This window comes from Parabacteroides sp. KHUB-01 (assembly GCF_056640935.1).
Genome location: NZ_CM153256.1, coordinates 2,073,716 through 2,096,660 on the forward strand (window position 1 = coordinate 2,073,716; position 22,945 = coordinate 2,096,660).

The 22,945-nt window shown below is 38.3% G+C and carries 17 protein-coding genes; 9 read left to right on the forward strand and 8 right to left on the reverse strand.

Annotated elements, in window-relative coordinates; all coding sequences use genetic code 11:
- Positions 1–122: 122 nt before the first annotated feature.
- The 5 genes from uxuA to ACYIAR_RS09080 all read left to right on the forward strand — a co-directional run bounded on the left by uxuA (position 123) and on the right by ACYIAR_RS09080 (position 6,659).
- Positions 123–1,331, forward strand: a complete 1,209-nt coding sequence (gene uxuA, locus ACYIAR_RS09060) for a mannonate dehydratase (RefSeq protein ID WP_480329010.1) — start codon at positions 123–125, stop codon at positions 1,329–1,331.
- Between the two features lie 116 nt (positions 1,332–1,447).
- Entirely contained in the window at positions 1,448–2,488 is a 1,041-nt protein-coding gene (locus ACYIAR_RS09065) for a PfkB family carbohydrate kinase (RefSeq protein ID WP_480329012.1), read from the forward strand.
- Positions 2,489–2,653: 165 nt separating this feature from the next.
- A complete protein-coding gene (locus ACYIAR_RS09070; RefSeq protein ID WP_480329014.1) occupies positions 2,654–4,411 on the forward strand; it encodes a DUF6057 family protein in 1,758 nt (585 codons plus the stop codon).
- A 135-nt stretch (positions 4,412–4,546) separates the two neighbouring features.
- Positions 4,547–6,052, forward strand: coding sequence for a TolB family protein (locus ACYIAR_RS09075; RefSeq protein ID WP_480329016.1), 1,506 nt, complete (start codon positions 4,547–4,549; stop codon positions 6,050–6,052).
- Between the two features lie 109 nt (positions 6,053–6,161).
- Complete coding sequence (locus tag ACYIAR_RS09080) at positions 6,162–6,659, forward strand: hypothetical protein (protein ID WP_480329018.1); 498 nt, start codon at positions 6,162–6,164, stop codon at positions 6,657–6,659.
- A 72-nt stretch (positions 6,660–6,731) separates the two neighbouring features.
- On the opposite strand, the gene ACYIAR_RS09085 is transcribed toward ACYIAR_RS09080, so the two are convergent.
- From ACYIAR_RS09085 to ACYIAR_RS09095, 3 genes are all read right to left on the reverse strand, one after another.
- On the reverse strand, positions 6,732–7,658 hold the full coding sequence (locus ACYIAR_RS09085) for a carbohydrate kinase family protein (protein WP_480329020.1): 927 nt from the start codon (positions 7,656–7,658) through the stop codon (positions 6,732–6,734).
- A 96-nt stretch (positions 7,659–7,754) separates the two neighbouring features.
- Positions 7,755–8,366, reverse strand: a complete 612-nt coding sequence (locus ACYIAR_RS09090; protein WP_480329022.1) for an SIS domain-containing protein — start codon at positions 8,364–8,366, stop codon at positions 7,755–7,757.
- Positions 8,367–8,431: 65 nt separating this feature from the next.
- The gene (locus ACYIAR_RS09095) at positions 8,432–9,652 is read right to left on the reverse strand and encodes a phosphatase PAP2 family protein (RefSeq protein ID WP_480329024.1); all 1,221 of its coding nucleotides are present in this window, start codon (positions 9,650–9,652) and stop codon (positions 8,432–8,434) included.
- Between the two features lie 118 nt (positions 9,653–9,770).
- Between ACYIAR_RS09095 and ACYIAR_RS09100 the strand changes: the two genes are divergently transcribed.
- Positions 9,771–11,003: a M16 family metallopeptidase gene (locus ACYIAR_RS09100; RefSeq protein ID WP_480333607.1), complete on the forward strand. Its 1,233-nt coding sequence runs from the start codon at positions 9,771–9,773 to the stop codon at positions 11,001–11,003.
- Between the two features lie 147 nt (positions 11,004–11,150).
- On the opposite strand, the gene ACYIAR_RS09105 is transcribed toward ACYIAR_RS09100, so the two are convergent.
- The 4 genes from ACYIAR_RS09105 to ACYIAR_RS09120 all read right to left on the reverse strand — a co-directional run bounded on the left by ACYIAR_RS09105 (position 11,151) and on the right by ACYIAR_RS09120 (position 18,266).
- On the reverse strand, positions 11,151–12,551 hold the full coding sequence (locus ACYIAR_RS09105) for an alanine/glycine:cation symporter family protein (protein WP_480329026.1): 1,401 nt from the start codon (positions 12,549–12,551) through the stop codon (positions 11,151–11,153).
- 304 nt (positions 12,552–12,855) lie between these two features.
- On the reverse strand, positions 12,856–15,111 hold the full coding sequence (locus ACYIAR_RS09110) for an inorganic phosphate transporter (protein ID WP_480329028.1): 2,256 nt from the start codon (positions 15,109–15,111) through the stop codon (positions 12,856–12,858).
- Positions 15,112–15,379: 268 nt separating this feature from the next.
- Complete coding sequence (locus ACYIAR_RS09115) at positions 15,380–17,578, reverse strand: alpha-galactosidase (protein WP_480329030.1); 2,199 nt, start codon at positions 17,576–17,578, stop codon at positions 15,380–15,382.
- Positions 17,579–17,756: 178 nt separating this feature from the next.
- The gene (locus ACYIAR_RS09120) at positions 17,757–18,266 is read right to left on the reverse strand and encodes a flavin reductase family protein (RefSeq protein WP_480329032.1); all 510 of its coding nucleotides are present in this window, start codon (positions 18,264–18,266) and stop codon (positions 17,757–17,759) included.
- A 104-nt stretch (positions 18,267–18,370) separates the two neighbouring features.
- Here ACYIAR_RS09120 and ACYIAR_RS09125 point away from each other — a divergent pair, with 104 nt between their 5' ends.
- From ACYIAR_RS09125 to dprA, 3 genes are all read left to right on the forward strand, one after another.
- Positions 18,371–19,630 (forward strand): peptidase U32 family protein, encoded by a 1,260-nt coding sequence (locus ACYIAR_RS09125; protein ID WP_480333609.1) that lies wholly within the window; start codon positions 18,371–18,373, stop codon positions 19,628–19,630.
- Positions 19,630–20,037 carry an acyl-CoA thioesterase gene (locus tag ACYIAR_RS09130; protein WP_480329034.1) on the forward strand — a complete coding sequence of 136 codons (408 nt, stop codon included), beginning with the start codon at positions 19,630–19,632 and terminating at the stop codon, positions 20,035–20,037. The genes ACYIAR_RS09125 and ACYIAR_RS09130 overlap by 1 nt, the downstream gene beginning before the upstream one ends.
- A gap of 103 nt (positions 20,038–20,140) precedes the next feature.
- Positions 20,141–21,241 (forward strand): DNA-processing protein DprA, encoded by a 1,101-nt coding sequence (gene dprA / locus ACYIAR_RS09135; protein WP_480329036.1) that lies wholly within the window; start codon positions 20,141–20,143, stop codon positions 21,239–21,241.
- A gap of 77 nt (positions 21,242–21,318) precedes the next feature.
- Here dprA and porX read toward each other — a convergent pair whose 3' ends face one another.
- Positions 21,319–22,875, reverse strand: coding sequence for a T9SS response regulator signal transducer PorX (gene porX / locus ACYIAR_RS09140; RefSeq protein ID WP_480329038.1), 1,557 nt, complete (start codon positions 22,873–22,875; stop codon positions 21,319–21,321).
- Between the last annotated feature and the right edge of the window lie 70 nt (positions 22,876–22,945).

Consider the following 22,945-nt stretch of genomic DNA (forward strand, 5'->3'; position numbering starts at 1 on the left):
AGGAGTTTTTAAATTGAGAATTGAAAATTAACATCCTGTGTCTCTATGTTTAACCCTTGTCAACTTGTCTCTGAAACCTTGTCAACTTAAAAATCTGTTTTCAATTAAAAATAAAGTCTGAGATGCTTAAAACTTGGAGATGGTTTGGTAAAAAAGATAAAATCACATTGTCAATGCTCCGACAAATCGGGGTGGAAGGCATTGTGACTGCGTTGCACGAAGTTCCAAACGGAGAGATTTGGACTGAAGAGGCAATCAATGATTTGAAATCATATATAGAATCGTATGGCTTGAAATGGTCGGTGGTTGAAAGTCTGCCGGTTTGTGAGGCTATAAAATATGCCGGTCCAGAAAGAGACGAACTGATTGAGAAATATAAAGTCAGTCTTGCCAATCTGGGCAAATGCGGCGTAAAAACTGTATGTTACAATTTTATGCCGGTTATCGACTGGGTGAGAACTGATTTGAATCATCCTTGGGCTGACGGTTCAACTTCTCTGTATTTCGACAGAGTGAGATTTGCTTATTTCGACACTAAAATTCTTGAAAGAGAGGGTGCGGAAAAAGATTATACTGCTGAAGAGCTGGAAAAGGTTGAAGCTCTGGATAAGGTGATAACAGATGCCGAAAAAGATGAGCTTATTGACAGTATAATTGTAAAAACTCAAGGTTTCGTAAATGGTAATATTCGCGAGGGAGACAAGAATCCGGTTGCTATTTTCAAGAGATTGCTGGCTCTTTATGAAGGCATTGACCGTGATAAATTACGCGAAAACATGAGATATTTCCTTGCGGCAATTATGCCGGTTTGCGAAGAATATGGGGTGAATATGTGCGTCCATCCGGATGATCCTCCTTTCCAGATATTGGGTTTGCCACGAATAGTTACGGATGAAGCTGATATTGAATGGTTCCTCAACGCTGTGGACAATCCTCATAACGGATTGACATTCTGCGCCGGCTCACTGAGTGCCGGTGAACATAATGATACAAGAGTGTTGGCTCGCAAATTTGCGAAACGTACTCATTTCGTTCATTTGAGAAGCACTAAGGCTATGCCGGGCGGAAACTTTATTGAAAGTTCACATTTGGAAGGTAGAGGTCATCTTATCGATCTGATTAGAATCTTCGAGAAAGAGAATCCGGGATTGCCTATGCGTGTTGACCATGGCAGAACAATGCTTGGAGATGAGGACAAAGGATATAATGCCGGATATTCATTCCACGGAAGAATGCTTGCGCTGGCTCAGGTTGAGGGGATGATGGCGGTGATTAAGGAGGAGTTGAGGAATCAAGAAGTCAAGGAGTTAAGAAGTCAAGTAGTCAAGTAGTCAAGTAGTTTTTTAACTTTCAACTCTAAACTCTAAACTCTAAACCCTAAACTTTCTCGTCTCTATAGCCTTGTCAACTCGTCAACTCGTCAACTTGTCAACTAAAATAAAAAAAGATGAAAAAGATAATAACATTTGGAGAAATAATGTTGCGCCTGGCAACACCGGGGTATCTGAGATTTGCCCAGGCAAACAATCTGGAGGCTACTTTTGGCGGCGGGGAGGCAAATGTTGCTGTTTCTCTTGCCAACTATGGAATGGACGCTCAATTTGTAACGCGTCTTCCGAACAACGATATTGCTAAAGCTTGTGTGTGTGATTTACATAAACATGGTGTCAAAACCGACCATATCATTTATGGAGGAGAGCGACTTGGTATTTATTTTCTGGAAACGGGAGCAGTTGCCCGTGCCAGTAAAGTGATTTACGACCGTGCTCATTCTGCAATTTCAGAAATTGAGCCGGGAATGATAGATTGGGAGAAAGTGTTTGACGGTGCAGACTGGTTTCACTGGACAGGTATAACTCCAGCAATCAGTCAGGGTGCGGCAGATGTTTGCCGTGAGGCAATAAAGGCTGCCAACAGAATGGGAGTTGTTGTTTCATGTGATTTAAATTATCGTAAGAATCTTTGGAAATATGGCAAAACAGCATCTGAAGTTATGCCGGAATTAGTTGAAGGATGTGACATTATCCTCGGCAATGAAGAAGATGCGGAGAAAGTGTTCGGCATAAAACCGGAAAATTTTGATGTTACGGCAACAGCAGGAGAAGTTAATGCTGCTGAATTTGAAAGTGTGTGCAGTCAGCTTATGCAGCGTTTTCCACGTGCAAAGAAAGTTATCATAACCTTGCGTGGTTCAATAAATGCCAATCACAACACTTGGGGCGGTGTTCTGTACGATGGCTCAACTTTATATCAGTCTCCACGATATGACATAACTCACATTGTGGACCGTGTGGGTGGAGGCGACTCCTTTATGGGAGGTTTGATTTACGGACTGCTTACATATCCGGACAATGACCAGCAAGCTCTGAACTTTGCCGTAGCTGCTTCATGCCTGAAGCATACTATTTATGGTGATTACAATATGGTAACTGTTGCCGAAGTAGAAAACCTGATGAAAGGTGACGGTTCAGGTCGTGTTTCAAGATAATATTTTCAGTTATTTTTCTCTTCTCCAATTTATTGCTCACAGCCGTGATATAATCATGGCTGTGAGTTTTTTTATCTTCTTGTTCAAAAACTCATTCTTTCTTTTGCACACCTTTTTACTTTACTGTACTTTTACATCAGGAAATCAGAATACAAAATACCACAAATGAAAAAACAAATACTTGCGCAATATTGCAATCCGGCTATTGCCATATTATTTATTATAGGAAGCTTTTTATTTTTTAATCTGAATTATAAATTCCAATATGCTTTTCTTGAGCAATATTCAATGTTTCAGAGCAATTCATTTTATCTTGCCGAAAAGCTTTCTGAGCCGGGAGGATTCAATGAATATATCAGCAGTTTTCTAAGTCTCGCATTTATCTATAACGGAGGAGCAGCATTAGTAATAGCATTGTTTTTAGGCTTGATTTCATGTCTGTTTCATGCGTTTCTGAAAAAAATAGATTCTTCTTCCGGGATATTAGCTGCTTTGGTCCCTTGTTTTATTTTCTGGGTTTTCCCTCAGGAATCAGTGGCTGTTTTAGTTTCCACGGCTTTTTCATTATTAGCCACTTATATTTATACCAACATAAGCAACTATAAATACAGAATATCAGTTGGTTTGCTTCTGATTATTGTTCTTTATTTCATCGCAACACCGGCACATATATTATTCAGTTTACTATGTCTGATTTATGAGTTATCTGTTAAGGACAACAAAAAAGTCGCAATTGCCGGGGTAATAAATCTTACGCTGGCTTTAATATTACCACTGGTTGCCATGCGCAGCATTTATATACTTCCTATGCGGGAAGCGTATCTGAGCAAATATTTATGTCATCCGGAACAGCCTGTTCCCTCGCCTATATATTATTTATTATACTCTTTTCCGATAATATCTGTACTGGTGTGGATAATGAGAGGAAAGAATTTTATCAAGAATGAGAATATCAAGGCTATTGCAACTTATATAACGGTTATTGCTGCATCAGTTGCAATATTCATATACACAAAGAATCCAATGGAACAGGCATACAGATATGACTATTATGCCCGTAATGGAGAATGGGAGAAAATAGTTAAGCATGCCGAAAGACATTCAATCAAAGATATGGATGCTTTGGTTTATCTGAATTTGGCTTTATCTCACACAGGAAGAATGGCATCCGATATGTTCCGTTTTCCACAAATGGGAGAATCCGGCTTTATCACAAAAGATCCAAAAAGTAGAATGGGACTTATTCAGGCTAGTGAAGTTGCCTGGCAAGTGGGACAGATAAATGCCTCGCAAAGATTTGCTTTCGTGGGTGTGTTGAGTTCACAGCGTTGTGTTCAGCCACGCCTGATGAAACGGCTGGTTGAAACGTATATAGTGAATGGAGAATATAAGGCTGCCGAGAAATATATCAAAATACTTGAGTCTGCGCCACATTATTCCAAATGGGCAAAAGAGCAGCGCAGTTTGCTCAACGAGAAGAACAGTAACGAAAGTAAGTGGGTTGCCGAAAAAAGAGCTTTAATGCCTATAACTGACAATCCGTTTGATTTGACCGTAAGTTTCCCAAGTGCTATCGCATTCCTTATTGATGACCATATAGATAATAGAGCAGCCTTTGACTATGGTATGGGATTTCTGCTTATGTATGGAGATATGGGTGCGTTCATTCATTATATGAATCTTATAAAAGGGAAATACAAATCATTGCCAAAACATTATCAGGAGGCTCTATGTCTGTACTATATCGGAATGAAAGCTGATAAAAATGCTTTGGTTTCATATAATGTTAGTCAGGATATTATGAACCGGTTCATCAGTTTTACACAAAATGTGAGAACTTCGTCTCCGGCTGTGCTTAAGTCGCAATTTGGCGATACGTATTATTATTATTACTTAAAGTTTAGCAATTCCAACTCTAAGTAAACAAGTTGACAGGAAGATAAGTTAACAAGAGTTTTGACCTTGTCAGCTTGTATCTGAAGCCTTGTTAACTTTTAAGTTGAGCTTGCGAAACTTAAATTAAATTATTATTCAAAGACAAAGTAAAAAGTAAGAAACATGAAAAATGAAGCAAAAAATAAAATATTAAGATATGTAATAGCTTCATACCTTATTATACAGGCTATCATACTGATATATATTTATGGCAAGAATATGTTCTTATCTGAGAATATTCCTGCAGATGCTGTGGTTGAAGATGCCGCTCCGGATATTTTCCCGGATTATAAGGATGTGACTGTCCCTTTCAATATTGCGCCAATGAATTTCAGAATCAATTCTCCTGCCGATAAATGTTATGCTAAAATTGGAGAAAAAGAATATTTCGGTGAACAGCATATTGAATTTGACAGTAAAGAATGGCACTCTCTATTGGCTGACAACAAAGGGAAATCCCTGAAAGTGGAAGTTGCCACAAAATGCAATGGGAAATGGACTCGCTGGAAGGCTTTTGATATTCATGTCAGTGATAAACCAATTGACTCACATCTTGCATACAGACTAATTGAGCCGGGATATGAGAAATGGCATATCGTGGGGCTTTATCAGCGTAATCTTGAATCATTTGAAGAAAAAGCAATTATCAGAAATGATATGACCGGTTATAATTGTATTAACTGCCATTCATTCTGTAACGGAAATCCTGCTCAAATGATGTTTCATATGAGGGCTGCCAATGGAGGAACTTACATAATCGACGGCAATGAGATAACCAAGCTGAACACAAAGACAGACAAGACTATAAGCAATATGACATATCCATATTGGCATCCTTCGGGGAAATATATCACAACTTCTGTAAATGATATCAAGCAGTTCTTTCATTCCGTCAAGGAAAAGAAAATGGAAGTATTTGACCTGGAATCGGATATTGTGATTTATGATGTGGAAAAGAAAGCAATCTTGTCTGAAGCATCTATCATCACCAAAGAGCATTTCGAAACATTCCCTTCATTCTCGCCAGATGGAAAATGGCTTTATTTCTGTAGTGCAGATTCTACAGAAATGCCTAAAAACTATAATAAGGTGAGATATAATCTGTGCCGTGTAGCTTTTGACGCAGAAAAAGGCAAACTCAATATGCCGATTGATACATTGGTGAAGGCGGACAGCCTGAGTTATACATTTCCACGTATTTCTCCGGATGGTAAATTCCTGATGTATACAGAAACTGAATACGGACAATTCCCTATCTGGCATAAAGACGCGGAATTGAGAATGTTGGATCTAAACAATAACAGTCAGATTGATATTTCAGGACTGAACAGCAGCGACACCGAGAGTTATCATTCATGGAGCAGCAACAGTTCGTGGATTGTTTTCAGTACACGAAGAGATAACGGACTTTACACTTTGCCTTATATCGGATTTATTGGTGAAGACGGGAAACCGGGAAAGCCATTCCTTCTGCCTCAAAAGAATCCTGATTTCTATGATTATCAACTTTATTCATTCAATATTCCTGAGTTAATAACAGGGGAAATTGAAGTCAGCCCGTACAAAATACAGCAGGTTGCAACTAAAGAAAAACCTCAAAATGTAAAATTTTCAGAGTCTGGGAATTAGTGAAACTACAATTAATTTATATTAAACATAAGTAAAAGTCACTGTATAGTATAAACTTAATACGTTTTGCATATGTTATATAATAAAGTATCACTAAAATGAAAACACCATGAAAATTTTATTTGAGATTAAAGAGAACCTGCATGATATCCTGGAACAATTGCTACATTCTGATTTTTGGATTACAGAAGTAGAGGATATTGATGATGAAAAAAGAATCATAAAGATTAGAGATTTTGCTTACCCGCAAGAAGCAAGAGCTGAAGTTACGCCTCAAGGTATATGCCTACAGACAGCATTATCGAAATACACTTACAGACTATTTGAGAAAGATGGTTCATGCTGGTGTGAATATATAGGAGCATATCGCGGATTTTTGGAACAGAAACTTTTGCCAATACTAACGCCAAAAGAAAATCTGCTGGATCAGCCTGTCAGCAGTTCATTACTGGGAGATATGCATAAACCACTGAGAGAATATGCTTTGGATAATCTGAAGCTTAAGAAGTTCAGACAACAGACTTTCGGAGATATTGGTTTTTCAAACAGTGATCATCCAAAACGTGTTTACGATGCTTTTATTAAAGAAGATTACATTCCTGAATGATATTTCTTTAAAGTTGACAAGGCTTCAGAGACAAGTTGACAAGGTCAGAACTCTTGCCAACTTGTCAACTTGTCACCTAATAATATATTTCTTTGCAAATTCCTCAGAAATATAATTATCATAACTTTGACAAACTTCTGCGGAGAAGTCTATTCCACAAGCTATTATTTTACTCCAGATTTCTTTATCAAGATTTGGTAAATCCTTACGCCTGATATCATATTTCAGCAAGCCGAATATAATACCGGCATTGAAGTTATCACCGGCACCAATTGTGCTCAAAGGCTGTATTTTCTTAGAATCAAAATGTTCATCCAAAAGAGATGTGCGTAAATGCACACCTTTGTCACCATGAGTAGAAATGAAATTATCACAGTAGAACTTAATATTATCCTGATAAACTTCACCCATATCCGTTTTCTTGAACAAGTTATAGAAATCCTCATCTGAACCACGTACTATATCTGAAAACTCAAAATTCTCAAGCACTGTTGGCATAAGATGGATAGCTTCATGTGCATGTGCATTGCGGAAATTAGGGTCATAATATATAATTGCCCCACGTTCCTTTGCATACTGAAGGAATTCCAATACTCTTGGTCGTAGCACCGGATTCAAAGAATAATATGAGCCGAAAATAAATATATCATCTTCTTCAATAGGAGGAAGAGGAACTTCGAGACGCTGCTTGGGATAATTCTTATAAAATATATAATTAGCATTCTGATTATCATCAAGAAAGGCTAATGATATCGGACTCTTTCCGTCTGGGAAACAATCAACATAATCAGTTGAGATATTATTATTTCTCATGAAATTACGGATTATCTCACCAACTCTGTCATTTCCAGTTTCACTTATAAAAAGAACTTTCTGTCCCAATCGTCCTAATGATGTCAGTCCATTAAAGACAGAGCCACCGGGAACAGCTGCATGCGGTTGCTCGCCTCGGAATATTATATCCAATATGGTCTCTCCTATTCCTATTACTTTTCTCATATGATTTTAGTTTTTGAGTTTGTTAGTTTTTTAGTTTATTAGTTCAGGCAGTCCTGACTAATAAAACTCAAACCTATAAACTCTCCTGATTAGTTTTTACTCAGTCTTGCTCTGTTCACGACTCTTATCACCAAGATAACCACCATGATGACGCTTTGCATATTCCTTATTGGTAAATCCTATTTCCTTCATTGTCCCAACAACAAGAATATCACCAATAACAGTCATAACTGTTGTTGATGTTGTCGGTGTCAGCCCCAAAGGACAAACTTCAGCAGGAGCGCCTGTTGGCAAACATATAGTAGCCTCTTTTGCCAAAGCACTTTCCGGGTTGCTTGTTATAACAATAAATTGCATGTTAGGAGCCAAACCGCGAGTAAGAGATGTAAGTTCTATCAATTCTCTGGTTTTTCCGGAATTAGAAATAAGCAACATTATGTCGTTTTCACGTATTATACCCAAATCGCCATGCTGAGCTTCGCTCGGATGAAGGAAAAAAGCAGGAGTTCCAGTTGAGCTGAAAGTAGTAGCAATGTTCATCGCAATTTGTCCGGCTTTTCCCATTCCACTAGTAATGAGTTTTCCTCCTTTCTTATGAACCTGTTCAACTATCAGTTTTACAGCATTATCATAAGCTTCAGAAACAGGTATATTTCTTACTGCTTCTGACTCTCTTACAAGGATAGAAATTATATCGTCTTGCTTCATTTTATTTTGTTATGATTAAGTTTCCACAAATGTATAACAATTAAGTAATGAAGCAAAATTACAAATCAGAAAAGCATACTGGCTGTTAGTCCGACATTAAGAAGACTTAAATCACCAGGCATAAAATCTCCGGACAATGTTGTATATGTATAGTTTGTATATAAACGCAATCCCATAGTTGGAGATACTTGTCCTAGTAATGAAAGTCCAGCCTGAGCAGCAAAGCCCCTTTTCTTCAAATCATCGTTTAACAATAAATTGCCAGAGCCGAAATGCAACTTTGCGTTCCAAAATATACGGGGACATATGCAAGATGTATATTCAGGACCAACAAAAAACAATGCACTTCCCAATGTACCTTTATCTTTGCTGATTTTGGCTGTCATAATTGTTGTACTTCCTCCTATGCCCCAACCTGACTTGAAAAAATAAGCACCAGCCAATGATGTATTCATTCCCTGATATGGATTTACTCTCTGTCCATCTATATAAAAAGAGTGAGGAAAGAGGCAACTGTAACCTACAGAATATTCGAGATATGAGGATACAGCTGTATAATCATAATCGGAATTATAAAATCCATGCTGGGATTTGTTTTTCTTAAATATCAAATCAGATAAAAAATAGCCCAACTCTGTTGAAAATATACCTACTCCTGCACCAAAAAGTACATCAGACATCCAATGTCTGTTATTAAGCATTCTACCTACAGCAACTAAAGATGCACAACCATATGAACCTATACCGACCCAAGGACTTAACTCTCCATATTCTTTATAAAGCATTGTAGCAGACATAAATGCTGTTGCTGTATGTCCAGAAGGAAATGAATTTTTCTTGCTATTATCCGGACGCATTCTTTTAACAGTATATTTCAGTCCATTTACTATTCCCGCCATAGTCGCAGCTGATATAACATCCGCCGTAATCATCTCCCCCCAGGAACTACGTCCTTCAACTCCGGCTATTTTCATACCGAACATTGTAACCATAGGAACATATTGAATATAATCATCATATTTATTCTTGAAAGACGACAAATGAAAATCACGTGTTTCCTTCACTCGATAATCAATTGTTGTGGCAAGAGCACTTGCAGCAAACAAAGGAATGGCACTTTTTGTGATAGCGTAAGCATTAGTAGAGCGTAATTTTTCTATTGTAGTTTGAGATTCTTCATGATTGATAAATAATGTATCTGAAACAGATTGAGATTTCAAGTCTATCGGTTTTATCAATGATATTACAGTAATCAGAATTAAAATTACTTTAGAATAGTCTATCATAGGAATTAACATGTTACTATTTCTAGAATTTAGTCTTGTAAAATTGTATCTGGCAAAACTTCAGATTTTTAATAATGCAAAAGTAGTGATAAATGTTATACCTTTGCATGCTGTAAATATGAAAACTATGAATCATTATTTTTCACATACACTGCCAAACGGACTCAGATTGGTACATCTTCCCTCAAACTCAAATGTGGCTTATTGTGGATTTGCAGTAAACGCAGGTACAAGAGATGAGCTTCCGGAGGAATATGGAATGGCGCATTTCGTTGAACATATGCTTTTCAAAGGAACAAAGAAAAGAAAAGCATGGCACATTCTTAACAGGATGGAAAATGTTGGTGGTGAGCTGAATGCCTATACAACAAAAGAAGAGACTTTCGTATATTCCATATTTCTGAAAGAGCATTTTCAAAGAGCTTTGGAACTTCAGGCCGATTTAATTTTCAACTCCATTTTTCCAGAGCATGAGATAGAAAAGGAAGTGGATGTCATACTTGATGAAATAAATTCATACGAAGACAGTCCGTCGGAACTGATATTTGACGAATTTGAGAACAAAGTATTTTATGGTCATGCACTGGGACATAATATTTTAGGAGACGAGAAATCTCTTCTGACATTCAACTCAAATTCAGGCTGCTCTTTTATGCGCCGATTCTATACACCGGGAAATATAGTATTATTCTCGATGGGAGATATAAAATTTGACAAAATAGTAAAATGGGCAGATAATTTACTGGGTGTAATTCCTGATTATAAAGCTGAGACTAATCGTCAGGCTCCACAAATTGTAGAAGCTTCGCAATATGTGATAGAGAAAGATACACATCAGGCTCATGTCATAATGGGACAACGTGCTTTCAGTCTCCACGACGAACAAAGAATATCATTATTTCTGCTGAACAATATGCTTGGTGGTCCTGGGATGAACAGCCGTCTGAATATTGCTTTACGCGAACGTCACGGATTGGTGTATAATGTAGAGTCAAATATAACTTCTTATACAGATACAGGTATTGCCAGCATATATTTTGGCACAGATCCGAAAAACAGGGAAAAGGCAACTCGTCTGGTGTGTCGCGAATTGGAGTCTCTATGCAAAAAGCCATTGGCCGAAAAAAGTATCGCTGCTGCAAAAAAGCAGCTGATTGGTCAAATTGGTGTAAGTAATGACAATAAAGAAAGTCTGTTTCTAGGACTGGGAAAAAGCTTCCTGCACTATAACAGATATGATTCTCAGGAAGAAGTGGTGCGACAAATTGAGGCTATCGGCACAGAAGATATATTTAATGTTGCAAACCAAGTGTTTGCTCCGGACAAACTGTTCAGATTGGTATATTTATAATACTATTCAAGTTTCGCAAGCTCAACTTCCAGATAACAAGTTGACAAGAAGACAAGTTGACAAGAATTTTGGATAATAATTCATGAAATTATAAGTGTTCAGACCTTGTCAACTTGTATCTGAAGCCTTGTCAACTTTTAAATTTCTTCACCAACACTCTGCATTCTCCTTCAATTCCGGAATAGATTCCTTTTCAAATACAGGATCTTTTATACCGGAATGCTTCTGCTTCTGATAATCCTGCAAAAGGATAAACGCCTGTTTGCCAAGCATCAAAATGGCTATTAAGTTACATATTGCCATCAACCCCATGGTTATATCTGCAAGACTCCATGCCAATTTCAAGCTAGCCAAAGCACCAAACATAACCATTGCACAAACTAACAGGCGATAAACAATCAGTACCCATTGACGTGAAGTTATAAAACGAATATTTGCTTCGCCATAATAATAGTTTCCTATTATAGAACTGAAAGCAAAAAGTATAATTGTAATGGCAACAAAAATCTCACCCCAAGAACCGACTTCATTAGTAAGCGCTCGCTGAGTGAGCTGAATACCATCCACTTCTCCACCCAAAGGAACATTGCTGAACAATATTATAAATGCTGTACAGGTACAGATAATCAAAGTATCAGAGAAGACTCCTAAAGCCTGAATCAAACCTTGCTTTACCGGATGCGTAACATGTGCTGTTGCTGCAACATTAGGCGCAGAACCCATACCAGCCTCATTACTGAACAATCCACGTTTTATTCCTTGCATCAAAGCAGCTCCAACACCACCACCCAAAACTTGTTCCCATCCGAATGCATGACTTATAATAAGTTCAATTACAGACGGAAGTTTCGTTATATTAAATAATACTATTCCCAATGCCAAAACTATATATCCAAGAGCCATAACAGGAACAAGAATACTGCTGACCTTTGCAATACGCTGGATTCCTCCAAATATGATTAACAATGTGAGGACTGTAAGAATTACTCCCATAACAGTCGGATCAAAACCAAAAGCATAATCCCAGGCTGCACATATGGTATTACTTTGCACAGAATTAAAAGCAAAACCAAAGGTAACGGATATAAGTATGGCAAACAGAACTCCCATCCATCTTAGTCCTAATCCGTATTGCATATAATATGCCGGTCCGCCAATGTAAGAATCTTTTCCTCGTCTTTTATACAATTGAGCTAATGTTGATTCAACAAAAGCACTTGAAGCTCCCAATAAAGCTATAAGCCACATCCAAAAAACTGCGCCAAGTCCACCAACGGAAAGCGCCGTTGCTACACCAGCAAGATTTCCTGTTCCTACTCGGCTCGCTAACGAAACAGCAAAAGCCTGGAAAGATGATATATGATGTTCATGCCCATCTTCTTTCCTTGTTGAATCGCCAAGCAGACGGATCATCTCTCCTATCATACGGAATTGAACGAAACGAGTGTTCAATGTAAACCACACTGCACAACCTATAAGCATAGCTATAAGGATATAAGACCAAAGTATGTCGTTGGCAAAAGCAATAATTTCGTTCAACTGTTTCATAATGATAATTTATTTGTTCATGTTTCACAGGCTCAATTTTAGAAGTTGACAAGGCATCAGAGACAAGTTGACAAGAAAAAAAGATATATCACTGGGTTATAGATTATCCTAAGAATCTTATCATTCTGTTTCTTGTCAACTCGTTAACTAAAAGTCGAGCTTGCTAAACTTTAATTATTTACAAAAGTAATGAAAAGGGAACAAGCAGACAAGAGCAGTTAAATTTACAGAAAAATAGCAGACAAAAAAAGGGAACAGGATTAGAAATCCCATTCCCTTAAATCCATAAAAATCTATCTATTTATCAACTGTTTCCCTGGAATTTGTTGCTTACTTTAATCAGGTTACAACTGAATGATACTACGTTAGTAGCTTCCTGCAACATGTTGAGATAAACCATACTAACTTTTGTACTTCCATGCTGACCTTGTATTCTTCGAAGTTCTTCCTTCTTAAGCTGAACAAGTCTGTTATTCAAACGACCTGATTCTTCAACAAGAGTTGGAAGAATACTGTAGTCATTTTTATCTACCATATCAGCACAACGTCCAAGATAAGCAGTAATTTCCTGAACCATCTGACGGAAATCAGTCTTCTGAATATCATCAAGTGGGTTAAAGTTATTGTCGATATGTTCTTTACAAGGTTCAGCCAAACGACGGATACTAAATACTATTTCACTTGCAAAGTCATTACTCTGATAGTAATACAGACCTTTTTCAATAGCAATATCGTGATCCAACTGAGTTACACCTAAAGTACCAACACGCTTAACCTGCTTCAAGTGAATTTTTTCTTCTTCGATAGCAGACAATGCTTTACGAAGCTCTTTAAGATTTTCACTCATAAATGCATTTGAAGAGCGTAGCAAAATATCTGATGAAAAGCGTAAAACAGAATCAATTTCTTCACGGCTATGTTTACGGAACAAGTTTAATGCCTCATAAGGATTCTTAGCTTCACGAAGCTGAGAAACTGTTGAGTTAACTTCTTCTTTCAATGCTTCTTTTCTTAATTTTTTCTTATACTCCAACTGGCTTCTAATCAAAGAATAAATTGCCAGAGCAATCATACCAACAATAGCTGGAACACCTCCAACATGAATCAATATTGCTACAATAAAACAGATAGTAAATGCAGCACCAGCAGTAATAAACCAACCACCAATTACTGATAACACACCAGTGATACGGAATACGGCACTTTCACGACCCCAAGCACGGTCAGCCAAAGATGTACCCATTGCAACAATAAATGTCACATAAGTTGTTGACAAAGGCAATTTCAATGAAGTACCAACTGCAATCAAAAGACCTGAAAGAACCACGTTCACTGAAGCACGAACCAAGTCAAAACTAGCTTTATCCTCAATAATAATCTGGCTACTGTCAAATCTCTTATCTATCCATGCTTTTACCGGAGTAGGAACTATACTTGAAATAACCATTGCTGCATTTGTGAAAGTTCTCACCAAAACACGAGCAACAGGAGATGTACCAAAGTTTTCGTCACCATCAGACTGACGAGACAAATCCAAAGATGTTTTAACAACATTGTGAGCTTTCTTTGAAGTCATCAATGCAACAACCATAATTACACCTGAACCAATCAAGAAATACCAAGGAGTTTTAGCAGGTTCAAGTAAAGATGTCATAAGGAATGTATCAGGAGTTGTTGTTCCACCTTGTGCCATCAAATCCATATAAGAAGAATATCCAGCCAAAGGAACACCAATAAAGTTCACCAAGTCATTTCCGGCAAATGCCATTGCCAAAGCAAATGTACCCATAAGAATAATAACCTTAAATACATTTACCTTTAACATATGTAGAATCTGCATCAGGATTGTGAAACCAACCATACAGCCCAAAACAATCATATCTGTGTTTGCTCTAACAAACTTAACAAATTCTGTTCCTTCAAGGTTACTTCCTTTCAAACCTTTGATAAGCATGAAATATACTATAGATGTAGCGGCCAAACCACCAAAAATACCTATAAAATATTTAGCTGTTCTTCTATAATTGAATGAGAAAATAACACGTGAAATATATTGCACAAGCACACCAAAGAAAAATGCTATAGCAACGGAAAGGAATATACCCAAAATCACTGTCAAAGCTTTGTCCGTGTTCATCAAATCAACCCAAGACAAATCAGGGTCACTAACAGTTTTAATCAATGCATAAGCAACTGTACCACCAAGCAACTCAAATACCATTGAAACAGTTGTTGATGTCGGCATACCTAGAGAGTTGAAAATATCCAACAAAACCACATCAGTAAGCATCACAGCCACGAGAATACACATAATCTCGGAGAAGTAGAAATACTGTGGTTGATAAATACCGTGACGAGCAATATCCATCATACCATTTGATAATGATGCTCCGGCAAAAACACCGATTGCTGCAATCACCATAATCACTTTAAATGATGCAGCCTTTGAACCAATAGCTGAGTTCAGGAAATTCACCGCATCGTTGCTGACTCCGACTACCAAGTCGAAAACAGCCAGAACAAATAAGAATAATACTAAAATCAGATAAAATGTTTCCATAAGTTATTGGAGTATATGTTTCCGGGATGCAAAGGAAACTAACTCACATTATATAAACATTTCATAAATATTACAATTGTGTTACAAAAAACCGTTATCACACAAAAAAAGACTGAACCAAAAGCTAAGTGCCAACTTTCGGTCAGTCTTTTATATTCAGAATTAGTCAGTATCGGTATAACTTTCACAAGTTTTTCAGAAACAAGTTGACTAGAATTTAAATTACCCCTCCTTGTCAACTTGTATCTGAAACCTTGTCAACTATTCTTTACTGTGCTGTAAGTTCAAAAATACGGCTGTTCATAGAAGCCGGAGTAAATGCATACAAACCGACTTTCATAAGATAATCACCTGAGAAAACTTTACCGTTTTGTGCAAAACGTGATTTTGTTCCTGGCATAAGATTTATTTCTTCAATCTTATATTTCTTGTCAGGATCCAAACCCTGGAATTTCACGTTAAATGTTTTTTCTGCAAATCTTGGATGAATATCATATGCATAAACTACAGCCTTATCTTTAGATTTATCTACATGCATAACTGCCATATGGTTTGCATCATAAGGAGAAACCAAACGATAGAAATCTCCATCAAGGATTACTTTCTTCAGGCGGTTATAATTTGCCACTGCGTTCTGGCAATATGTAAGCTCGTCATTACTCAATTCCTTCAATCCTATATCGAAACCAAGCTTACACATCATAGCTACATCAACACGGAATTTAATACTTGCTTTTTTATTCCAGCTAGTAACGTGTGCACACATAGCCTTTGTCGGGAAGAACTGTGAGAATCCCCACTGTATATACAATCTTTCAACAGGATCAGTATTATCACTACACCAGAATTCAGTAAAATATTTCAATGCCTCATAGTCACATCTTGCACCACCGCCGGAGCAAAGCATCATAGGAACATTTGGATATTTCTCCTTCACTCTTTTGAAAACATTATAAACACCACGAACATGGTTTATATACAGATGATTCTGCTGTTCCTTCAAATAATAAGAATAGATATTAGTAATAGGACTATTGCAATCCCACTTGAAATAAGCTATTTCAGGATTTTCAGTCATGAGTTTATCTACAACGCCAAATACATAATCCTGAACTTCCGGATTGCTTAAATCCAAAACAAGCTGATTACGGTAATAATATGTTTCTCTGTTTGGCAAATGTATTGCCCATTCAGGATGTTTCTCAAACAATTCACTGCGCGGATTAACCATTTCCGGCTCAATCCAGATACCGAATTTCACACCTGCTTCTTTTGCAGCTTTTACAAGTCCCGGCACTCCATTAGGAAGTTTTGCCTTCATAGCATCCCAATCACCAAGTCCGGCATGGTCGTCGTTACGCGGATGTTTGTTTCCAAACCAACCATCATCCAAAAGGAACATATCCACACCAAGATGTTTTGCTTCTTTCATCAAATCACCCAAAATCTTTTCATCAAAGTTGAATGATGTATTTTCCCAGTTGTTTAGCAAAGTCAAACGGTCACCTTTACCGTCTTTCAACTGATAATTGCGAGCCCATTCATGGAAGTTACGGCTTGCCTTGCCTTTTCCTTCACTACTTCTGGTGAATATAAATTCAGGAGTAACAAACACTTCTCCAGGTTTAAGCTCATACCATGATGCATATGGGTTAATACCTGAAATGACACGAAGATTCTTCTGATTGTCAACTTCAAATGTGAAACGGTAGTTTCCTGTCCAACCGATTGTACCCAAAACTACTTCACCTTCATCCTCACGTGCAGGCTCACCAAAGCCCAGTTCAAAGAAAGGATAAGCATGCATAGCAGCTCTTGACCCCAGTTTTGTGTCAACTATTTTCTTTCCATACTGCAATTGCTGATGGCTCATCTGCATTTCCTGAGCCCAGTCTCCGCTAAATTCTGTCAGATAATAACTTGGACGTTCGAAATATATCACAGAAGAAGCATATCTGGTAAGCATTACAGGTTTTTTCTCATTATGGGAAATTTCTGTCCAAGATTTGATTATGTTCTCTTTCGCATAAGCAATATAATGAAGCTTCACCTGCAAAGGATAAGCATCATCCTTAAGAACTACAGTTGTTTGAGTGGCGTTGCCGTCAATACTCTTTGTTTCACTTGAAACATATTTCAGCAACGTACTCATATTTCCATCTGCATGAGTAACAGCCAAAGCCGGTTCAAAATAGTCTTCCATTCCGGAAGTCATATATGCTTCCCAGCCTCTTGTACCTGCGCTTCCATCTGAGCCTCCACGAGAATACAATGGAAGATTCTCAAAATCACTTTCATGTGCCAGCTTTTCACCAAGATAAATCTGATACAAACGTCCGCTTGGAGACGTTGAAAGAATCAAGTCTGTTTCCTGTGTACCAATACGAATATACTTACGGACTGAATCTGCCGCATAAGCTGATAGGGAAACAAAAGCTATCAGAAGAATAGAGAGTAGTCGTTTCATGGTTAACAATTTATTAATATTTATGCACAAATATAAAGATATTGATTCAAGTTACCTAATAAAAAATGCAAATTAACTTACGAATCTGCCTTTGGATATCAAAAACTAAAATTTCTACAAAAGATGCCGATGTTCATCTGAAATCATCAGCACCTTTCTCTCATAATATTTACTCTTATCACTGAGCCTTTTCTGCCTTAAGTATCTCAGCGACATACATGATATGAAGATTTCCTTTCTTATCGTTATACCACATATCATGCAAGCCCTTATCAAGGAATGCTTCTTTGCTAAGAGTTTCTCTATATAAGATTTTACATTCAAGAGTCAGACGTGATTCCTCAAAACAAGGAATACCACTTTCTCCAAAGCAAGGAGTAAGACCAGTTTCGGCAACTTTATCAGTGTCACGTCCCGACTTAGAGCCGCAAATCTTATGCACTTCCTTATTATCGCCCATGAATGAAATGGAGAAAGTTCCTTCCTGGTCCATAAATTCACGAGTGTATCTTTCAGGACGGATAAAAACAAATACTACAGGCTTTCCCCACATTATTCCTGTTCCGCCCCAACTGGCAGTCATCATGTTGAATTTATCCTTGTTTCCTGCTGCCACCAGCATCCATTCTTCACCTATTGCCTTGAAGAAATTGTCGTTTAATTCTTTAGGATTGATTTCTGTTTTCATTGTTGTCCAAATTTCTGCTAAAAATAAAGCTCAATAAGACAAAGAGACAAAGAAATATCTATTTTTTTCATAGCTTTGCAACATTGAAACAAAAACTTACAGCATTGAAAGAGAAAGACTTTGAAATAATGTCGCCTGTAGGCTCATACGAGTCTCTTATGGCAGCAATACAAGGAGGAGCGGATTCTATCTACTTCGGTATTGAAGGACTGAATATGCGCTCAAGGTCATCAAACAATTTCACTACAGATGATTTGCGCAAGATTGTGGCAATCTGCCAGGAACATGGAATAAAAAGCTATCTTACAGTTAACACTGTTATATATGGAGAAGATTTGGCTTTGATGCGTGAGATTATCGACGCAGCAAAAGAAGCCGGAGTTTCGGCTATCATCGCTGCCGATGTTGCAGCTATGAGCTATGCGAACGAAATCAGCCAGGAAGTTCACCTTTCCACTCAGCTAAATATTTCCAACGTCGAAGCATTAAAATTCTATGCACGATTTGCCGACGTTGTAGTTCTTGCACGTGAGCTTAATCTGAAACAGGTTCATGAAATATATCAGCAAATCATTGAACAGCAGATAAAAGGTCCGAAAGGCGAGCTTATCCGTATCGAAATGTTCGCTCATGGAGCTTTGTGCATGGCTGTTTCAGGCAAATGCTATTTGAGCCTGCACGAGATGAATGCTTCTGCAAACCGTGGTGCTTGCATGCAGATTTGCCGCAGAGCTTACACCGTAAAAGACAAGGACAGCCAAATCGAGCTTGATGTTGAAAACCAATACATCATGTCGCCAAAAGATTTGAAGACAATCCATTTTATGAACAAAATGATGGATGCCGGTGTAAGAGTGTTCAAGCTTGAAGGACGTGCACGCGGTCCTGAATATGTCCGCATAGTTACAGAATGCTACAAAGAAGCTGTAAAAGCATATTGCAACGGTGATTTCACCGAAGAGCGCGTAAAAGATTGGGACGAACGCCTTCGCAAAGTGTTCAACCGTGGTTTCTGGGACGGATATTATCTGGGTCAGAGACTTGGAGAATGGAGCAGCAAATACGGCTCAGGAGCAACCAGAAAGAAAGTTTATCTTGCCAAAGGCATAAAGTATTTCGACAAAATCGGTGTTGCTGAATTTGAAATGGAATGCGGCTCACTCAAAGTTGGCGATGAAATCCTGATTACCGGCCCGACAACTGGTGCAGTTATGCAGAAAATCGAAGAAATAAGAGTAGATTTGAAACCGGTTGAAGAAACTGTAAAAGGTGAAAGATTCTCATTCAAAGTCAATGAGAAAATAAGACCTTCGGACCGCTTATACAAAATGGAAATTGTTGAACCTAAAAAAGAATTAATCTGATGAAAGAATATCTTTTCAAGCTGTCAGACAAAGTGCGCGACTACGAATGCGACCTTCAGGGTGTTGTCAACAACTCGAATTATCAGCACTATATGGAGCATACACGCCACGAGTTTCTGGAATCTGTTGGCGAAAACTTCGGTTCAATGCACGAACGTGGACTGGACGGATTCGTTTCAAGCGTAAGCATCCAGTTCAAACATTCACTACGCAGCGGCGACCGTTATATTTCATGCCTCAACGCATATAAAAAAGGTGTGAAACTGGTTTTCGAACAGGACATCTATCGTGAAAGCGATGGCGTTATTGCGGCAAAAGGTATTGTTGAATCAGTGCTTGTTCAGAACGGAAAACTAACAAGAGGAGAATATTTTGACGAACTGTTGGCTAAATTCAACAAGAAATAGTTTAGGTGACGAGTTGACAAGGTAACGAGTTGACAAGACTTTTAACTTGTTCCCTTGTCAACTCGTCAACTCACATCTATAATCAACCTTAAAACAAAACAAAATGAATATCCACCAATTAGCCTTAACGATGATAAACGGCGTCGGAAGCATAACCGCACGTCAGTTACTCGAATCTCTTGGAAGTGCAGAAGCTGTATTTTCCGAAAATCCACGACTTCTTGAGAGAATTCCCGGTATTGGCGAAACAACTGCTTCAGCCATTAAAGATTCAGGCGCTTTGCTAAAAGCGGAACAAGAACTGAAATTCATCGAAAAGAACAACATCAAATGTATATTTATTGAAGACAAGGACTATCCTAAACGTCTGAAGGAATGCAACGACGCTCCGCTGGTTCTATATTATAAAGGAAATGCCGACCTCAATGCGAAACATATTATCAGCATAGTCGGGACAAGGAAAATATCAGACTACGGACGGATTCTCACCGAAAATCTTATCCAAGGAATATCTGAAAAGTTCCCGGACACATTAATCATAAGCGGTCTTGCCTATGGTGTTGATGTTTGCGCCCATCGCAATGCCTTGAAATGCGGATTGCCAACTGTTGGTGTTCTGGCTCACGGACTGGACAGAATTTATCCGGCTGTTCACCGGCAAACTGCAATCGAAATGCTGGACAAAGGCGGCTTACTCACAGATTTCCCAAGTGATACGAATCCTGACAGAGCAAATTTCCTCAAAAGGAATAGAATTGTTGCCGGAATTTCCGAAGCTACAATAGTTGTTGAGTCGGCAGATAAAGGCGGTTCGCTTGTCACGGCAGATTTGGCTGTTTCCTACAGCCGTGATGTTTACACATTTCCGGGCAGAACAACAGACTATAATTCCAAAGGCTGTAACAATCTTATCAGGAAAAATAAAGCCGGACTGATTACGTCGGCTGAAGACTTGATTGAATCTCTTGGCTGGGAAACTACATTCAAACAGAAAGAAACATCATTGCAAACCTGCTTTGATTTTGGACTTACTGAAGAACAGGAAGCTGTGCTAAAGGTTTTGTGCAATGAAGGAGAGATGCATATCAATGCTCTTTCCATCAGTTTGTCCATGCCGGTGCATAAACTAAGTTCAATACTGTTTGAGCTGGAGATGAATGGGAAGGTTAGGGCGTTGCCGGGAAATGTTTATAAATATAGTTGACAAGATACAAGTTGACGAGTTGACAAGAAGAATATAAACCTTGTCAACTTGTTCCCTTGTCAACTCGTCAACTTTCCTTATTTCGGAGTCATTGTTATAAAAGGAACAAGCATTTCCTCCATTGATATTCCGCCATGCTGGAAAGTGTTCTTATAATAAGAAACATAATAATTGTAGTTATTCGGATAAGCGAAAAAGTCTTCGTTTGTTGCAAAGATATATTTGCTGCTCAGATTAGGCGAAGGCAAACCAACTTTCTCAGGTTCTTTTATTTCGAACACTTCTTTAGGATTGAAACTCAAATTCTTTCCTACTTTATAACGGAGATTGGTATTGGTGTTTCTGTCACCGACAACTTTCACCGGTGAATCAACGCGGATTGTTCCATGGTCAGTCGTAACTATCACTTTGTATCCTTTGCCTGCAATACGGCGGAACAGTTCCAAAGTTGTTGAATGCTGGAACCACGAGCGTGTAAGACTTCTGTAAGCTGCCTCGCTCTGCGCAAGCTCACGAATCATCTTGCTCTCAGTTCGTGCATGCGAAAGCATATCAACGAAATTAAGAACTACAACATTCAGCTGATTACGAAGCAGCGACGGAATCATATTCAAAAGCTTTTCGCCATACTGCGAATCATGTACTTTATTATATGAATATGTATATTTCTTCCTGAATCTTTCAATCTGCGTGCGAATCAATGGCTCTTCATTAAGATTCTTGCCTTCTTCGCTTTCCTCGTCAACCCAAAGTTCCGGGAACATTTTCTCAATCTGCGAAGGCATCAAGCCGGAGAAAATGGAATTTCGGGCATATTGCGTGGCTGTTGGCAATATACTGTAATACAGACTCTCGTCGAAAATGAAATATTCCGAAAGCAAATCTTTGACAACTCGCCACTGGTCGAGTCTGAAATTATCGATAAGAATAAAGAATATCTTCTCTCCTTCATCCAGCATTGTGAACACCTTTTTCTTGAACAAGTCCGGACTCATCAAAGGTCTGCCGGAATCATTCGGATTCTGTATCCAGTTCACATAATTACGCTTGATGAATTTTCCGAAAGCCTGATTAGCCTCAGACTTCTGCATACGCAGCATATCGGTCATTGCAACCTGACTGCTTTCGAGCTCCAACTCCCAATATATAAGTTTCTTATAAACCTCAATCCAGTCGTCTGCCGTAAGCGAATCATTAATCTGCATACCAATTTTGCCGAATTCCTGCTGATAGCTCACGGTGGTAGTTTCGGATATTATGACATTCTTATGAACATTCTTCTTTATCGAAAGCAAAAGCTGGTTTGGATTGACCGGTTTAATCAGATAATCAGCAATCTTGTTTCCGATAGCCTGGTTCATGATGCTTTCCTCCTCGCTTTTTGTAACCATAACAACCGGAACATTAGGAGCTATTTCCTTGATATGCGACAATGTTTCCAGTCCTGAAAGTCCGGGCATATTTTCGTCAAGGAAAATAATATCGAAACTCTCTTCACGGCAGCAGTCTATTGCATCTTGTCCGCTGATAACCGGAACAACTTCATATCCTTTGTCCTGAAGGAAGAATATATGTGGTTTGAGCAAATCTATTTCGTCATCTGCCCATAAAACTCTATCTTTTCTGATTGCCATTACCTATTATATTAACAAGTTAGTCAAAAAATATTATTTAGGTTTCGCGGTTTTCAGTTGACGAGTTGAC

Bases quoted from the DNA above. Each gene is read 5' to 3' on its own strand.
- uxuA (WP_480329010.1), top strand. From the start codon at position 123: ATGCTTAAAACTTGGAGATGGTTTGGTAAAAAAGATAAAATCACATTG.
- ACYIAR_RS09065 (WP_480329012.1), top strand. From the start codon at position 1,448: ATGAAAAAGATAATAACATTTGGAGAAATAATGTTGCGCCTGGCAACA.
- ACYIAR_RS09070 (WP_480329014.1), top strand. From the start codon at position 2,654: ATGAAAAAACAAATACTTGCGCAATATTGCAATCCGGCTATTGCCATA.
- ACYIAR_RS09075 (WP_480329016.1), top strand. From the start codon at position 4,547: ATGAAAAATGAAGCAAAAAATAAAATATTAAGATATGTAATAGCTTCA.
- ACYIAR_RS09080 (WP_480329018.1), top strand. From the start codon at position 6,162: ATGAAAATTTTATTTGAGATTAAAGAGAACCTGCATGATATCCTGGAA.
- ACYIAR_RS09085 (WP_480329020.1), bottom strand. From the start codon at position 7,658: ATGAGAAAAGTAATAGGAATAGGAGAGACCATATTGGATATAATATTC.
- ACYIAR_RS09090 (WP_480329022.1), bottom strand. From the start codon at position 8,366: ATGAAGCAAGACGATATAATTTCTATCCTTGTAAGAGAGTCAGAAGCA.
- ACYIAR_RS09095 (WP_480329024.1), bottom strand. From the start codon at position 9,652: ATGATAGACTATTCTAAAGTAATTTTAATTCTGATTACTGTAATATCA.
- ACYIAR_RS09100 (WP_480333607.1), top strand. From the start codon at position 9,771: ATGAAAACTATGAATCATTATTTTTCACATACACTGCCAAACGGACTC.
- ACYIAR_RS09105 (WP_480329026.1), bottom strand. From the start codon at position 12,551: ATGAAACAGTTGAACGAAATTATTGCTTTTGCCAACGACATACTTTGG.
- ACYIAR_RS09110 (WP_480329028.1), bottom strand. From the start codon at position 15,111: ATGGAAACATTTTATCTGATTTTAGTATTATTCTTATTTGTTCTGGCT.
- ACYIAR_RS09115 (WP_480329030.1), bottom strand. From the start codon at position 17,578: ATGAAACGACTACTCTCTATTCTTCTGATAGCTTTTGTTTCCCTATCA.
- ACYIAR_RS09120 (WP_480329032.1), bottom strand. From the start codon at position 18,266: ATGAAAACAGAAATCAATCCTAAAGAATTAAACGACAATTTCTTCAAG.
- ACYIAR_RS09130 (WP_480329034.1), top strand. From the start codon at position 19,630: ATGAAAGAATATCTTTTCAAGCTGTCAGACAAAGTGCGCGACTACGAA.
- dprA (WP_480329036.1), top strand. From the start codon at position 20,141: ATGAATATCCACCAATTAGCCTTAACGATGATAAACGGCGTCGGAAGC.
- porX (WP_480329038.1), bottom strand. From the start codon at position 22,875: ATGGCAATCAGAAAAGATAGAGTTTTATGGGCAGATGACGAAATAGAT.